We start from the raw sequence: 14,115 nt of genomic DNA on the forward strand, positions 1-14,115 counted from the left end.
GATTGTGCGGGCTGCCCTGGGGTCGCTAAACTCTCCCCCATGACCCTCACCAGCCATGCGATCGTGCTGTTGGCAAAGCTATTTAGCGGATTCACCGTCCGCTGGATCGATTGCCAACCAGACACCTGCCAGCGAATTTACTTCGCCAATCACACCAGCCATCTCGATGCCGTGGTGCTGTGGTCGGCGTTGCCGCGCGAGATCCGGGCGCTGACGCGCCCCGTCGCGGCGAAGGATTACTGGAGTGGTGGTTGGTTGAAACCCCACATCGCACAGAGCTTCAACGCCCTCCTGATCGATCGCCAGGAGATCAAGGTCCACAAAAGCCCGATCGACAGCATGATCCGCCAAATGGGCGATATCTACTCATTGATCCTGTTCCCCGAAGGCGGTCGCAGCGGGGGTGAGGAGATGAGCAGCTTCAAAAGTGGGCTGTACTATCTCAGTAAAAAACGCCCCGATCTCGAGCTCGTGCCGGTCTACATGGAGAACCTCAACCGCATCTTGCCGCGGGGAGAAGTCTTGCCGGTTCCGCTGCTGTCCTGCATCACAATCGGGCCGCCGATCTTCCTGGAGGCTGGCGAGCCGAAAATGGACTTCCTGCGCCGCGCCCGTCAATCGGTTTTACAGCTCAAAGATCGCTAGGCTGAGGCAAATAATCGACCCGACTGCCTGGCCGTGGGTGGCTGAGCGGGCTGCGGATCGCGAAACTCGCCAGCCGGCTCACGCTCGATCTCGCGAAGCGTTCGCTGGAACGCCTCACGGGCTTCGGCGGAACAGTTCGCGATCAGCTCCTGGACTTCGTCGGGGTGAGTGACCTCTGTGAGCGGTGTGATCCCGCTCGCCGTTTGACTGAGCACGAGGATCCGGCGGCCGCATTTGACGAGCAGTATTTTGGTCCGCGGGTCCAGCATCACGTGTCCAAGCGGAGTCAGCGCTGCGGCGGGCAGCGGTTTCGATCCACTCGCCCGACCACCGAATTTCCGACCCGCCCAGACAAGGGCGCTGAACAGGGCCAGCACGATGGCGAGACTCGAGGTGACCGTCACCAGCGGCGCCATCATTTTGGAACGCGACGATTCGGGCGTCGCCTGCAACGCCAAGTCGTCGGCGGCACCAGCCTCGACGGACGCTTCGGGAGGGAACCCGACATTATCTACCCGTCCCTCGGATGGGTCGAGAACGCGGTAAGTCGGTTGCTCAGTGGTGCCTGCCTGAGGACGCCCGTGTGCGGCCTGCGAACGCGGCGCGAGCGAAGGAAAGCCACCGCTGCGAGCGACGACAGACGCTCCGCTACCGCGGACTGCAGAATCGTTCGCGGAAACCGATTGCCCCATCGCCGATGACGCCCCCAGCAAAGTGGATAATGCGAATGCTGGGACGGCAACAAGCGACCATTTCAGTGACGCTTCGATCGATGATGTGCTCACTCGGCGGACCCTAGCAATTCAGTAATGCGGACGCAAAATTGATCATTCATGACGAGCACCTCGCCCCGCGCGATCAGCCGCTCGTTGGCAAAAATATCCACGGGATCGCCCGCGAGTTTATCGAGCATCACCACGCTGCCGCGGCGCAGCCGCAAAACATCTTCCAGTCGCATCTGGGTGCGTCCCAGTTCGACGCGTAGATCCAACTCGACCTCATCGAGCATCTCCATCGAATTCTCGACCGGATCGACATCCGATGGCGAGAGATCGCCGAGAGCAAACGGTCTCGCCACATCGGCTGGCTCGCCCATGTCGTCACCTGTCGCGGCCGAGAGCGATTGCGAAGCCTCATCGAGCAAGGCCTCGAGATCGTCCATGTTGAGCTGGTCTTGCGTGTCGTTAACGCTATCCGTCGTGCTCACGGCGCGGCCCCTGGGGTTTAATAACTCAATCAATGCGGTGTTTTGACGTACTTGCATATCGCCAAAATCGGCCAAGAATGCAAGCCCAATCTGCCAATCGATTGGTTCCGGGGTGCATGACAGGGTTTGCGGCTGGGATTGGGGTCGGCTTGAATTTGGATATGAATTACACTTTGCGGCGTGCAGCCGGGAAGGCTGGGAGCTTTAGAGAACACTTTTCGAGGGAATCGCCATGGAATCGGCATCAGCCACACCCACCGCCCAACAAATCGCTGACCTCGTCATGCAGCGGCTCATCGATGGTGGCGGGATTCCCGATCTCGCCAACGCCAACTTGATGACGATCGAGCAACGGACCATCGAGGAAGTCGACCGGGTCACGCAAATCGTCATGAGCGAACTGCTCGCCAAGCAGTCTCGAGAGGCCGATCCGGTGACCGCCTGTCCCAAATGCGGTATGGAAATGACACCGAAAAAGGCTCAGCATCGCTCGCTGCAAAGTAGACGAGGCCAAGTGAAATTCAAAACCGACGTATCTCATTGCGAGGCTTGCCGCCTCGATTTTTTTCCCTCAGATGAGAACATTGCAGTGTGACATCGACATCGAGCAAACGCCCGCAGTCCTACAGAAAGTTACCATCGCCGCAGCGAGAGACCGTTCCTATGCGGTGGCCAGTCGCAACCTGCGAGACCTCGCTGAACTGACCATCTCTTCCAAGCAATGTCAGCGGATCGCCATTCGCATCGGCAACGAACGACTCGGCGAACAGCAACAAAGCATTGATCGCTACACCGCCGCGAGCATCCCCGAGCAACAGCACGGCCAAAGCCACGATGCACCAGCAAATGATTGGAGCGGACGTGCCGCAGTGATACAGGGTGACGGCGGTCGTGCTCAGATTCGCGATTCGCTTTGGGGGCAGGACAAACCGAGCGACAAAAAGCACCGTTGGTGGCGAGAGACTCAGGCCGGCGTGCTGCAAACGTATCAGTCCAGGCCATCGGACGTGGACCCTCACCCCGAGGTCCCAGAATGTTTGAAAGATCCGCTGTGGATTATTCCCAAAGTGAATGAAATCCATCGCAGCAGCGGTTCATCAAGTGATTCAGGCGAACCTGAGAGTGAGCCATCGCGTGACAGCCAGCCGTCATCAAAGCAATCAGCTTCGGCAGAACCAGCCAGCCAAAACAGCAAGTCGTCACGCAAGGATCACAAGCGTTGGAGCGGCGGTGATCCGTTGGTACAAACGATCGTTGCGACCCGACTGGGATATGATCATCTCGGGTTGGCGTTGGCGGCCGAGGCGTATCGGCGTGGTTTTAACAAAGCCAAAATCAAAGCCTTCATGGGCGACGGCTTGAAAGTGAACTGGTCGCTGTGGTCGAGTCACTTCTCGCACTACACGCCGATCGTCGACATCATGCACGCCTTGGCTTACGTCTACGGCGGTGCGATCGCATCCTGCGGGCGGATCGAAGATGGCTGGCAGTTGTATATCCAGTGGCTCGAGTGGACGTGGAGCGGTGATGTCGATCGAGTCATCACGGCGATGCAACAGCAAGCTGCCGGTCACGAAGATGTTCCCGAAGACCTGCGTCGGGCCATCACCTACCTGAGCAACAACGCGTCGCGGATGCAGTATGCTCGTTATCGGCGTGCGGGACTTCCAGTGACCACCTCGCCCGTGGAATCGGCTCAGAAGCAAATCAACGAGCGGATCAAAGGGACGGAAAAGTTTTGGCGAGACGATTCGCTTGAGCCACTACTGCAGCTCAAAGCGGACGACCTGAGCGAAACGCACGACCGAGACGCCTTCTGGCATCGTCGAGGCCAGCGAAACGACGGCTTCCGCCATCGCAAGACCAAAACCAAAGTTACCTAACAAACCCTGTCATGCACCCTTGGTTCCGGGTGCATGACAGGGTTTGCGGCTGGGATTGGGGTCGGCTTGAATTTGGATATGAATTACACTTTGCGGCGTGCAGCCGGGAAGGCTGGGAGCTTTAGAGAACACTTTTCGAGGGAATCGCCATGGAATCGGCATCAGCCACACCCACCGCCCAACAAATCGCTGACCTCGTCATGCAGCGGCTCATCGATGGTGGCGGGATTCCCGATCTCGCCAACGCCAACTTGATGACGATCGAGCAACGGACCATCGAGGAAGTCGACCGGGTCACGCAAATCGTCATGAGCGAACTGCTCGCCAAGCAGTCTCGAGAGGCCGATCCGGTGACCGCCTGTCCCAAATGCGGTATGGAAATGACACCGAAAAAGGCTCAGCATCGCTCGCTGCAAAGTAGACGAGGCCAAGTGAAATTCAAAACCGACGTATCTCATTGCGAGGCTTGCCGCCTCGATTTTTTTCCCTCAGATGAGAACATTGCAGTGTGACATCGACATCGAGCAAACGCCCGCAGTCCTACAGAAAGTTACCATCGCCGCAGCGAGAGACCGTTCCTATGCGGTGGCCAGTCGCAACCTGCGAGACCTCGCTGAACTGACCATCTCTTCCAAGCAATGTCAGCGGATCGCCATTCGCATCGGCAACGAACGACTCGGCGAACAGCAACAAAGCATTGATCGCTACACCGCCGCGAGCATCCCCGAGCAACAGCACGGCCAAAGCCACGATGCACCAGCAAATGATTGGAGCGGACGTGCCGCAGTGATACAGGGTGACGGCGGTCGTGCTCAGATTCGCGATTCGCTTTGGGGGCAGGACAAACCGAGCGACAAAAAGCACCGTTGGTGGCGAGAGACTCAGGCCGGCGTGCTGCAAACGTATCAGTCCAGGCCATCGGACGTGGACCCTCACCCCGAGGTCCCAGAATGTTTGAAAGATCCGCTGTGGATTATTCCCAAAGTGAATGAAATCCATCGCAGCAGCGGTTCATCAAGTGATTCAGGCGAACCTGAGAGTGAGCCATCGCGTGACAGCCAGCCGTCATCAAAGCAATCAGCTTCGGCAGAACCAGCCAGCCAAAACAGCAAGTCGTCACGCAAGGATCACAAGCGTTGGAGCGGCGGTGATCCGTTGGTACAAACGATCGTTGCGACCCGACTGGGATATGATCATCTCGGGTTGGCGTTGGCGGCCGAGGCGTATCGGCGTGGTTTTAACAAAGCCAAAATCAAAGCCTTCATGGGCGACGGCTTGAAAGTGAACTGGTCGCTGTGGTCGAGTCACTTCTCGCACTACACGCCGATCGTCGACATCATGCACGCCTTGGCTTACGTCTACGGCGGTGCGATCGCATCCTGCGGGCGGATCGAAGATGGCTGGCAGTTGTATATCCAGTGGCTCGAGTGGACGTGGAGCGGTGATGTCGATCGAGTCATCACGGCGATGCAACAGCAAGCTGCCGGTCACGAAGATGTTCCCGAAGACCTGCGTCGGGCCATCACCTACCTGAGCAACAACGCGTCGCGGATGCAGTATGCTCGTTATCGGCGTGCGGGACTTCCAGTGACCACCTCGCCCGTGGAATCGGCTCAGAAGCAAATCAACGAGCGGATCAAAGGGACGGAAAAGTTTTGGCGAGACGATTCGCTTGAGCCACTACTGCAGCTCAAAGCGGACGACCTGAGCGAAACGCACGACCGAGACGCCTTCTGGCATCGTCGAGGCCAGCGAAACGACGGCTTCCGCCATCGCAAGACCAAAACCAAAGTTACCTAACAAACCCTGTCATGCACCCTTGGTTCCTGCGGCGCATGTCTGCTTTTGAGGTGGGGATGGCACCGAAAGGCGATGTCGCTACGCGACCGTGACGACTCTCGAGGGCATGAGCGGGATTCGAGGCCACCAAATGGTCCGGCCTACTAGAAAATCCGAAAAGATCGTGGTGGACGTCGAAGAGTTCATCACGAAACGGTGGCGGATGTCGCCAACACCTTCGGACCGCAGCCCGGGGAGGCTATCAACGAGGCTCGAAAACCCTTGGCGAGTTCCGCGATGGCGAGCTCGTCAAAGCCCAACGCGATGCTCATCCGCCAGCCCACATCGCTGGCAGCGGCATCTAAATCCCAAGGACTATTTTACTGTGACTGCGACTATTTTGCTGCGATGGATCGCAGTTCGTCCAGTTCGACGGTTAGTCGGTGACGCAGCGGGCTCTCGTCACGCAGTTCAGCTTCCAGAAGATCTTCGGCTTTGTCGAATGTTTCTTCGGTCGGATTGGGTGCCGAAACGAGTTCCCGAAACATGCTTTCAACGGTGGATTCAGTTAACACGATAGAACTTTCTGACACAAGGACACAGGAAAGGGATATGAGGATTTGGCAGCCCTGCGGAATTAATCCGCAGGGCAACGCCGACCTTTCCATCATAGGGCGAGATTCGGTGGCGACAAGTCCTTGGTGAGTGCGAACGGGTAAGGTTGCTCAGTCCCACCACCATTGGCCGGGCTGTAGGTTTTTCGGCCCAGCAACGTTCTTCACCTCATCATTCTCGCCGTCTGTATCGACTTCAACATGCTCGCTGTTGAGCGCCACTCCCGGCTGCACACTGACGCCACCGCCCAAAGGGGTCATCAACGTATTGCCACGCCAAATTGCGTTGACGGCCGTTTCGACTTGTTCCGGTGCCGTGTAGGTCTCGACGGGCAGCTTGGATTCATCACCCAGGACAGGCATTGTCCAATCGGCCTGGGCATAAAAGTCCTGTTCTTGGATGTAGGCCGCCGCAATGGCTAAGTCGATGAGCTGTTGCAGCTCTGCGTAGACTCGCACGCGACTGGCGATGAGCGGGTATTTCTCGGTGAACTCCTTGGTGAACGCTTGGCTGGCCCGATTGGTGCGGCCTGCACTCACTCGTTTTCCATTTCCCATCACGCGTTCGGCTTCGCCGACCAACTGCACACCACGTTCATTGATTCGCATTGCCAAGCCATCTTCGCTGACCGAGACGCCATCGTAATTCGGTTGGAAATACCAACGTTCCATGGAGTTGGCGGCAACCGTTTGGGGGCTGGTCCGGGAGACATAACTGCGGACGGGAACTGGCAGCTGTTCGAGCCCAATACCAATCAATTTCATGCGATAATCAGCTTCGACGAGCACGCGGGCGAAGTGTGTCGCAGCAGGGATGCCTTCGATCGTAACCGTCTGCAAGCCAAGGTTTTGTTTGAGTCCCTGCACCAATCGCATCGTATCACCTCGGTTGGCTTGGCCGCCCATCGCACGCAGGAATTTCTGCATCCGGGCGAGCCCCTCGGGGGTCGGGTCGATGGACACTGAGATCACGCGGGTTGGGGGCGACGCGGGCGCATAAGCGCGAAGTACGGTCGCGAGGTCTTCGAGCAACACGGTTGGTCGTCCCGAGTGAATCCCGACGAATCGGTCCGTTGGATCGGCCACGAAACCCTCGGCGGGCCCAGCGACGACGATGTCTTTGGTCTCGGGATAATAGAAGACGTATTCAATGGTGTTCAAACCGGCGACCGCGAGAATGTCATCACTCAGTGGGCGGTCGGCCTGAATCTGCTCGTCGATCGCCTGTTCAAGGCGATTCAGTGACACTTTACGCAATTCGCTGCGTTTCATCACGTCGTCGACTTGAGCGGCGCGAAGGACCTGCATCAGTCTTTGGCGGGCCAATCGGGGATCGACCATACGCATCTTCAACACCCCATTGGCATCCACATCGACGCCAGCAATCGGCTGACCAATGGTAATGTCGGTATTGTCGTCGTTGTTGTTATTGGCTGTCGCAGAGGCCGTGTAGACCAGGGTCAACGCCAGAGAGAGAACCAAGGGCATCGAAATGCGAAGTCGAGATTGGTCACGAAGGAATCGCATCAGGGGACTCTTTACAGAAAAGTGAAAGGCATTGTATGGGAGGAGAAGGCGCGGGTTTGTCCAGCAACCCCGTGCTATGTTAGTTAGTATTGGCGGCAAACTCAACGGAATTTCTGAGGCCGCAATCATTTCCCCGTACGTTGCAATGGCCGTGACTCGAAGCCGAAACAATCGAAAACGACGCTCACCTGCGATCGGGAGGAAATCCCCGGTTGGGAGTTCCCCACGTGCGGTCCGAGATCGTCATTTTGCCAGTCCCCAGCGGAACCGTCAAAATTCATCGGGTGCTGAGAAACAAGAAAACTCAGGAAAAAAATCAGGGCCGCGCAACGCATCGATGGATACGCTGCGTGGCTTGGCAATTGTCATGATGGTCGTCGACCATATGGTCGATTTGCTGCTAGGTCAATACGTCAGTGATTCGTCAGTGCGGATTGCGATGCGGTTGGCAATGCCACTGTTCTGCGTCTTGATGGGGTATTTCCTGCCGACGACGCGAACCTGGCGAGCCCGCCGTTTTGTGGAGATTGCGGCCACCGCAGTGCTGGTGAACTTGATTTTCTACCCCACCTATGGGTGCCTCGATATTCTCTGCAGTCTGTTGATCGCCGCCGCCATCGGCGTTGCCTGTGGTCGGTTTTTCCCTTTTTTGGTGATCGCCGCGTTGCTCTATCCGGTCGATCCCACGGACGGTTGGCCCAGCGGTGGACCGATGGATTTCCCGCTGTCGATCGTGCTCGGCTTCGTTGCCCTGGGCAGCTTGCATGCCCGCTATGGTGGCAAAATGGCCTGTTGGGTCGCCGCTGCGATGGCGGTTTTCTATTTTCCGGCGGCAGCATTAACGCCTGGCAGCGTCTCCCCACTGCTGTTTTTGTTCATCCTCCCCGCCACGCTCTTGCTGTGGTTGGCCGAGCGATATCCGGATATTTCCGTCCCAGGGCTACAGTGGCTCGGACAGAATCCCTTGAAATCGTATGCCGCTCAGTACTACCTGATTTTCGGCGCGTCGGTGGCAATCTCGAGGCTAACTGGCTGAACGAGGCCTGACTCAGACAGTTTTCCCACACCGCACGGCTTTCCCGGCCCGTGCGATTGGCACCTGTAGTGGTTAAGAATCGATGAAATGGGCGTAGGAATCTTCACGGATCCTACCCTGAGACGGTAGCGTATGTGACTCTGAGATGGAGCCAATTTCCCCCCGCAAGTAGAAGCCGATGACACCTGAAGATATTGACGCCTCCGCCCCTGAACTATCCCATCCTCGATTCGACGCCTCGGATGTCTACGAGGATGTCCCGGATGAGATGAATATCACATCGGAGCAGTGCGAGGAGGACCTGGAGTCGCCGAGCATGGCAGAGGACTGCGCCGCAGACGACTCCGACACCGAGGAGTCGCCCGCATCAATGGAGGTCGAGTCCGCGCCCGCCGACCTGTCGGCAGCATCTCGGTTCCAACCCGTGGGCAGCGATGAGGAACTCGTCGACTTGCAACAACCCTTCGTGGGACGTTGGAATTCGTTGATCAGCACCACGAACTGGGAAAAAGGACGGATCATCAGCCAGTGGCGAGCCGCGTTAATTGAGGCTGGCGCACCGGTTACCGATTACTCCGATGAAGCCTGGGCCTCGCGTGTTGGCGGCGTGACGTCCCCCCACGTTGGTCGGCTGCGTCGAGTCCATGATCGCTTCAGCGAGCAAGCTGAGACGTATCCGAAGCTGTACTGGAGTCATTTCCTGGCGGCGCTCGACTGGGAAGATGCAGCGCTGTGGTTGCAAGGTGCCGTCGAAGAGAAATGGTCGGTATCGGCGATGCGTGAGCAACGCTGGAAAGCGAACGGCGCGATCGAATCGGATCGCCCCGGCAGCAGCCAAATCGTCGAGGTCGATATCGATGAGGACACGCCCGATCTGGGCACCGCACCGGCGCAAGGTGGCAGTTCAACCCGAGACTACGATGGGGACACCGATGGGGTGGCCTCAGGCCCTGCCTACGAAGCACCCGATTTTGGTGACGAAGCGGAACTCGCTGCCCTGCCCGAAGGCAACCACATGAACGATGCCAACGGTGCCGATGGCGGTGGTGGGATGGCGGTCGCCGACAAAGACGCCCCCTCGCCGCTGCAACCGTTTGCCGGCTTGCCAGCACTCCCCGATGATTTAGCCGATGTGATCGAATCGCTGAAACTATCGATCCTACGTCACAAAACGACAGGATTCGAGGACGTCAGCGCCGACGTGATCCGACGCTACCTCGACGCTGTCGCGTTGCTGCTCGAATCATAAACCCATGATCCGTCGGTAGACGGATCCATGGCCGGCTAAGCGACCGTGAATGAGTCGTCGCGTACCTACGTTCGCGAGAACGTCGATTCCAAAGTTAACATCAATCGTTTAGCCGCCTTTTAGCGACCTTGAATTCGACATGTTCGATGATCTCGCTGTCGCTAACGGCTCCGCCCGTCAGGAGAATTCCACGCTGAATCGGACCGACGGACTGGTCCGTTCAGAGAAACGCGTGCACCGTCGATCTCGCGGTCCGATGGCTCTGTCTCAGTCCTCGGCGCTGTGGAAGAAGTAGGACGTGGTGATCGTTGAACCGGGGGAATAGTTTGTGAAGGGAGGCGCACGCCAAATCTCTTCATCCTTCATGGACATCCAAATCTCGCGAGTGGTCAATCGAGCGGCTTGCCAGGTGAATGTGAGTTGTTCATCAACCCTGCATGCTTCGATCAGTAGCAGAGCCTCCGGGTCGGTTCCCGCTGACGAGACAAACGCAAACAGGGCGCCGTCGATCACCGTGGTCGCATCGTTCGTTTCGCGCGCCAAGGGTTGAGGGAGGAGCCGCAGAGACGATTCCTTGCTTTCGTCGGTAACCTGCATGCCCACCGAGAACCATTTGGCCAGCATGCGGAGCTGGAGCAGTCGCCGGCCGGCGGAAGATGATGGTACGGGAGCTCCGGGGATGGGAAGAGCTGAATTCGCGTCGACAGGGACTTTCCATGCCACCGATCGATCCAGCCGGACATCGTCCATAGGGGAGCTCGCGAACGAATGGAACTCCAGAAACACATTCCGGTAGGCGTCGGTTTCCTGAGATCCAACACAACCGACCATTTGAATTCGCCCATTGCCGGCCCAGACAAACACATCTCCCGACCACCCGCCCAGCGATGCCCAGGTCAACGCGGGAGCATCGCCCAGCCGCAGCGGCTTGAGCGACCCGCCAGACGGAACAAATTTCAAACCGCTGGCAATCGAGCGATACAAATCGTGTCGGCTTTGTTGACGCTCCTCACTGAACTCCGACCCCGCCGCCCTCCCGCCCGCGCCGCTCTGGGCAGCTTGACCGAAACACAGCGGATGACACCACAACGAAAGGGCGAGGAACGAAATCGCACTCACCGCATGGACGATGTTGAGAGGATGCATTGTAGACATACTGTCTATGGTAGTGCGTCCCGAGTGCCTGTGTTGGTCAACGCAGTGGATTTTTTCCCCAGCAGAACCCCCGAATCAAAAATTACGGTGCCCTCAACCAGACTGCAGACCGGATTAACGAGGCACATCGAGTCAACGTCGCAAACTCGGGTGGGCAGGTAATGGCGCACCCTGATTCACTTCGCCCCCGCAGACGGCAAGATTCCGACCATCGTTAAAACAGGCTCGCCGTTGACAGAGTCGTCTTCGCTTTTGGCGAAGGAAATGATCCTGAGGTCTTGGTGCCCATCGAAGCCTTGGGTGAGCACACCGGGATGCATTGGGAGTATGCTCTCGTCCGAACGTCCTCTGGTTCGTTGACAGGATCTTACCAGGGCGCCACGTGGCGCCACGAGAAACTCCCGCCTGACAACAATCCGCGCGGCTTCCACTTCACGGTCCGCCAAGCCATTGGAAAATGAACATCATCGCAACACCGATTTTCTTTGTATTCGCGTTTCCGGACGAACGGGGAATCCGCGGTAGCGCACTGGTGCTGAGACGGGTTGGCGGTGTTCCCTGGTGCCTTTCTGCACTCGACTCATTTTGGTTTCGCCGAGGGCGAAGAAGTCAGTGGGACGGCGTGATACTCGAACGGATAAGCTGCCCCGCATGACGCATCTTCTACTACCGCTGCTAGCAAGCCTGCTGTTTGTCGGTGGCATGATCTTCACCAAACGCGCCAGTCTGGCGGGGATTGGGCCGCTGACATTTGTATTCTTGTCCAACATCAGTGCGTCCGCCGTATTCTCGTTCCTGTGGTTGCTGGGCGGCGACACGCCGCCCGTCAGCACATGGTGGCAGCCTGTGCTGATCGCGGGTCTTTATATGATGGGGCTGTCGTTCACCTTTTTGGCAATTCAAAAGGGAGATGTCTCCGTCGCGACACCGGTGTTTGGGCTCAAGGTTATCGTCGTGGCGCTGCTGTTGACCATTGTGGAGGCGACACCTCTGCGATTTTCGATTTGGATTGCAGCATGTTTAGCGACGCTGGGTATCGGATTGATTCAGTGGACCGGTGAGGGCAAACGGCATCACCTATGGCTGACACTCGCATTTGCATTTTCGGCAGCCTGTTGTTTTGCGACCTTTGACGTTTTGGTGCAGCGTTGGTCGCCCGAGTGGGGGGCCGGTCGATTGCTGCCAGCGATCTACTGGGCCGTCGGCGGCGTCTCGTTGCTGCTAGTGCCTTGGGTCCAATGGTCGGATTTAAACAGTGTCAAAATCCAGAAACTCGCGTTGCCAGGTGCCGTCCTAGTGTCGTTACAAGCGCTCTGCATCGTGTTGGCGGTGGGCATGTTCGGTGACGCCGCGCGTGTGAACGTCGTGTATGCGCTACGCGGTTTGTGGGGCGTGGGGCTCGCCTGGATGGCCGCTCGGATCTGGGGGGGAAGCGAGGCGAACTTGAGTCGCTCAACCCTGCTCACCCGGTTTCTCGGAGCGGCCGTCCTGACTGCCGCGGTCGTCGTCGTGATTGCTGCGGGCGACTAATGGAGCAGGCTCCCCAGCAGAACAGATCGATTTACCCACGATAAGCAGGTTCGGATTAATTATTCCGCATAACCCTATTAGCCGTTGGAGCGTTAGCCTGGAACGCTAAACCTTTTGGGGCTGCAATGCTTTTGCATTGCGCAAGTTTCCTTCTGCATCTCCGCCTCCTGAAGACCAGATCAAATTGCAAAACGTTGTTTCTGCCAGACAAGCTGGCAGGGGAGCGAAAGGGGGCGACATGCCGGTGGCTGATAGGGGCGTTCGCCTAGGGCGTTAAAACGCTGAGGGTGTGAGGCTTTGGTACTTCTGCTCATGTTCCGTGGGAATTCCGATTGAGCAGCGACTTCGTTTATTTCGGCGAGTACGTCCTAACCGACGCATCGAGGACGGATGGCCGACGCAAGTAAAACCAACAGGAAAGCGTGCACCGCGTGTGCAGTGTTGATAGGATGTCCTGTAGACGCGGTGTCTATAATGGTAGGCCTCGTGCGTCAGAACTCGTCAACGCAGACAAGTTTTCAGTTCATCGAATAGTCAAATATGGAGGTTGCTGGTTCAAGCTGGCAGAGATAATGAGAATAAAATGTGGACTTTTGGTCGCGATTTTCCTGGGGCATTTCGTTGATGCTGGGCCAGTACCTGGCCAGACACGCGAAAGTGCGATCAGTGCTCAGATCGTTGCGTCGCGAAGCTCTTTCGATGCTCGTAGGGTGGACGCGGTGAAGGGCGCGAGCCCGATTCGAGTTGACACCGTACTCTCGTTTCTCAACGCCGAACGTGTCGGTAAAAATGCTCCAGTGGTCGATGGTTTATTGGCGTTGTGCATTGACGAAGGGCGGCCCGTTGCTGCCGTGAGTATCTATCCGTGGGACGGGAATATTTGTCATGAACTCGATGTGCTGTCACATCAACCGAATTTCAAACTGAACTACGACTTTGGGGTTCAGTGGCAGCCAGCGGACTCCGCTGCCGTCTTTCAGGAAATCAAAGGTGTTGATCCCCCGTCTTCCAACCCCGCGCGTCGCCTGCGTCAGATCAAGCATCTCGCGAGCTTATTTTCGGCCACACTGGTGGGTTTCAACAGCGACGATTCAGATCGACAGGAACTGCGGCGCATGCCCACACCTCTCTATCGATACCAAGTGCCATCAACCGAGCGGGCTGGAGGCGCCATTGATGGAGCCGTATTCGCATTTGTCCAAGGAAATGATCCGGAGGTTCTGCTGTTAATTGAGGCCACGCGTGATAACGAAGAAGTGCACTGGGAATATGCTTTTGTTCGCGCTTCGTCTGGTTCTTTGACTGGGTCATACCAAGGAACTATCGCGTGGCGGGCCGAGAAGTTCCCACCCGACAGCAATCCGAGCGGTTCCCACTTCACTGTCCGCCAACCCATTGGTAAATGAGAATCATGTGGAATCGATTCTTCCCGGTGATTCTCACGCACTCTCGCTTCCAACCGACACCTGATCGTCCAAATTGGAATCCGA

14 protein-coding genes are annotated in these 14,115 nt (G+C 57.4%); 9 read left to right on the top strand and 5 right to left on the bottom strand.

Going from position 1 to position 14,115, the window contains the following annotated elements; translation table 11 throughout:
- Positions 1-39: 39 nt before the first annotated feature.
- Positions 40-645, top strand: coding sequence for a lysophospholipid acyltransferase family protein (locus tag SH410x_RS20065; protein ID WP_473670274.1), 606 nt, complete (start codon positions 40-42; stop codon positions 643-645).
- Here SH410x_RS20065 and SH410x_RS20070 read toward each other — a convergent pair.
- On the bottom strand, positions 642-1,430 hold the full coding sequence (locus SH410x_RS20070) for a FliO/MopB family protein (protein WP_473670276.1): 789 nt from the start codon (positions 1,428-1,430) through the stop codon (positions 642-644). The genes SH410x_RS20065 and SH410x_RS20070 overlap by 4 nt on opposite strands.
- Complete coding sequence (gene fliN / locus SH410x_RS20075; RefSeq protein ID WP_473670278.1) at positions 1,427-1,852, bottom strand: flagellar motor switch protein FliN; 426 nt, start codon at positions 1,850-1,852, stop codon at positions 1,427-1,429. The genes SH410x_RS20070 and fliN overlap by 4 nt, the downstream gene beginning before the upstream one ends.
- A 232-nt stretch (positions 1,853-2,084) precedes the next feature.
- Here fliN and SH410x_RS20080 point away from each other — a divergent pair, with 232 nt between their 5' ends.
- From SH410x_RS20080 to SH410x_RS20095, 4 genes are all read left to right on the top strand, one after another.
- Positions 2,085-2,447, top strand: a complete 363-nt coding sequence (locus SH410x_RS20080) for a hypothetical protein (RefSeq protein ID WP_473670265.1) — start codon at positions 2,085-2,087, stop codon at positions 2,445-2,447.
- Positions 2,428-3,735 carry a hypothetical protein gene (locus SH410x_RS20085; protein ID WP_473670264.1) on the top strand — a complete coding sequence of 436 codons (1,308 nt, stop codon included), beginning with the start codon at positions 2,428-2,430 and terminating at the stop codon, positions 3,733-3,735. The genes SH410x_RS20080 and SH410x_RS20085 overlap by 20 nt, the downstream gene beginning before the upstream one ends.
- 149 nt (positions 3,736-3,884) lie before the next feature.
- Positions 3,885-4,247 carry a hypothetical protein gene (locus SH410x_RS20090; RefSeq protein ID WP_473670265.1) on the top strand — a complete coding sequence of 121 codons (363 nt, stop codon included), beginning with the start codon at positions 3,885-3,887 and terminating at the stop codon, positions 4,245-4,247.
- Positions 4,228-5,535 carry a hypothetical protein gene (locus tag SH410x_RS20095; protein WP_473670264.1) on the top strand — a complete coding sequence of 436 codons (1,308 nt, stop codon included), beginning with the start codon at positions 4,228-4,230 and terminating at the stop codon, positions 5,533-5,535. Before SH410x_RS20090 ends, SH410x_RS20095 begins: the two co-directional genes overlap by 20 nt.
- A gap of 374 nt (positions 5,536-5,909) precedes the next feature.
- On the opposite strand, the gene SH410x_RS20100 is transcribed toward SH410x_RS20095, so the two are convergent.
- Together SH410x_RS20100 and SH410x_RS20105 are read right to left on the bottom strand one after the other, a co-directional pair.
- On the bottom strand, positions 5,910-6,089 hold the full coding sequence (locus SH410x_RS20100) for a hypothetical protein (protein ID WP_473670280.1): 180 nt from the start codon (positions 6,087-6,089) through the stop codon (positions 5,910-5,912).
- A gap of 150 nt (positions 6,090-6,239) precedes the next feature.
- Positions 6,240-7,655, bottom strand: coding sequence for a DUF1598 domain-containing protein (locus SH410x_RS20105; RefSeq protein WP_473670281.1), 1,416 nt, complete (start codon positions 7,653-7,655; stop codon positions 6,240-6,242).
- A gap of 337 nt (positions 7,656-7,992) precedes the next feature.
- On the opposite strand from SH410x_RS20105, the gene SH410x_RS20110 reads away from it, so the two are divergent.
- Positions 7,993-8,691: a TraX family protein gene (locus SH410x_RS20110; protein ID WP_473670283.1), complete on the top strand. Its 699-nt coding sequence runs from the start codon at positions 7,993-7,995 to the stop codon at positions 8,689-8,691.
- Between the two features lie 178 nt (positions 8,692-8,869).
- On the top strand, positions 8,870-9,940 hold the full coding sequence (locus SH410x_RS20115) for a hypothetical protein (RefSeq protein WP_473670285.1): 1,071 nt from the start codon (positions 8,870-8,872) through the stop codon (positions 9,938-9,940).
- A 267-nt stretch (positions 9,941-10,207) separates the two neighbouring features.
- On the opposite strand, the gene SH410x_RS20120 is transcribed toward SH410x_RS20115, so the two are convergent.
- Positions 10,208-11,095 (bottom strand): hypothetical protein, encoded by an 888-nt coding sequence (locus tag SH410x_RS20120; protein WP_473670287.1) that lies wholly within the window; start codon positions 11,093-11,095, stop codon positions 10,208-10,210.
- 651 nt (positions 11,096-11,746) lie between these two features.
- On the opposite strand from SH410x_RS20120, the gene SH410x_RS20125 reads away from it, so the two are divergent.
- Both SH410x_RS20125 and SH410x_RS20130 read left to right on the top strand, forming a co-directional pair.
- Positions 11,747-12,625: an EamA family transporter gene (locus SH410x_RS20125; protein ID WP_473670289.1), complete on the top strand. Its 879-nt coding sequence runs from the start codon at positions 11,747-11,749 to the stop codon at positions 12,623-12,625.
- A 572-nt stretch (positions 12,626-13,197) separates the two neighbouring features.
- Positions 13,198-14,031: a hypothetical protein gene (locus SH410x_RS20130; protein WP_473670291.1), complete on the top strand. Its 834-nt coding sequence runs from the start codon at positions 13,198-13,200 to the stop codon at positions 14,029-14,031.
- The last annotated feature ends 84 nt before the right edge of the window (positions 14,032-14,115 follow it).

The organism is Rhodopirellula sp. SH410 (assembly GCF_055811895.1).

Bases quoted from the DNA above. Each gene is read 5' to 3' on its own strand.
- SH410x_RS20090 (WP_473670265.1), top strand. From the start codon at position 3,885: ATGGAATCGGCATCAGCCACACCCACCGCCCAACAAATCGCTGACCTC.
- SH410x_RS20065 (WP_473670274.1), top strand. From the start codon at position 40: ATGACCCTCACCAGCCATGCGATCGTGCTGTTGGCAAAGCTATTTAGC.
- SH410x_RS20080 (WP_473670265.1), top strand. From the start codon at position 2,085: ATGGAATCGGCATCAGCCACACCCACCGCCCAACAAATCGCTGACCTC.
- SH410x_RS20110 (WP_473670283.1), top strand. From the start codon at position 7,993: ATGGATACGCTGCGTGGCTTGGCAATTGTCATGATGGTCGTCGACCAT.
- SH410x_RS20115 (WP_473670285.1), top strand. From the start codon at position 8,870: ATGACACCTGAAGATATTGACGCCTCCGCCCCTGAACTATCCCATCCT.
- SH410x_RS20095 (WP_473670264.1), top strand. From the start codon at position 4,228: ATGAGAACATTGCAGTGTGACATCGACATCGAGCAAACGCCCGCAGTC.
- SH410x_RS20130 (WP_473670291.1), top strand. From the start codon at position 13,198: ATGAGAATAAAATGTGGACTTTTGGTCGCGATTTTCCTGGGGCATTTC.
- SH410x_RS20085 (WP_473670264.1), top strand. From the start codon at position 2,428: ATGAGAACATTGCAGTGTGACATCGACATCGAGCAAACGCCCGCAGTC.
- SH410x_RS20105 (WP_473670281.1), bottom strand. From the start codon at position 7,655: ATGCGATTCCTTCGTGACCAATCTCGACTTCGCATTTCGATGCCCTTG.
- SH410x_RS20125 (WP_473670289.1), top strand. From the start codon at position 11,747: ATGACGCATCTTCTACTACCGCTGCTAGCAAGCCTGCTGTTTGTCGGT.
- SH410x_RS20120 (WP_473670287.1), bottom strand. From the start codon at position 11,095: ATGTCTACAATGCATCCTCTCAACATCGTCCATGCGGTGAGTGCGATT.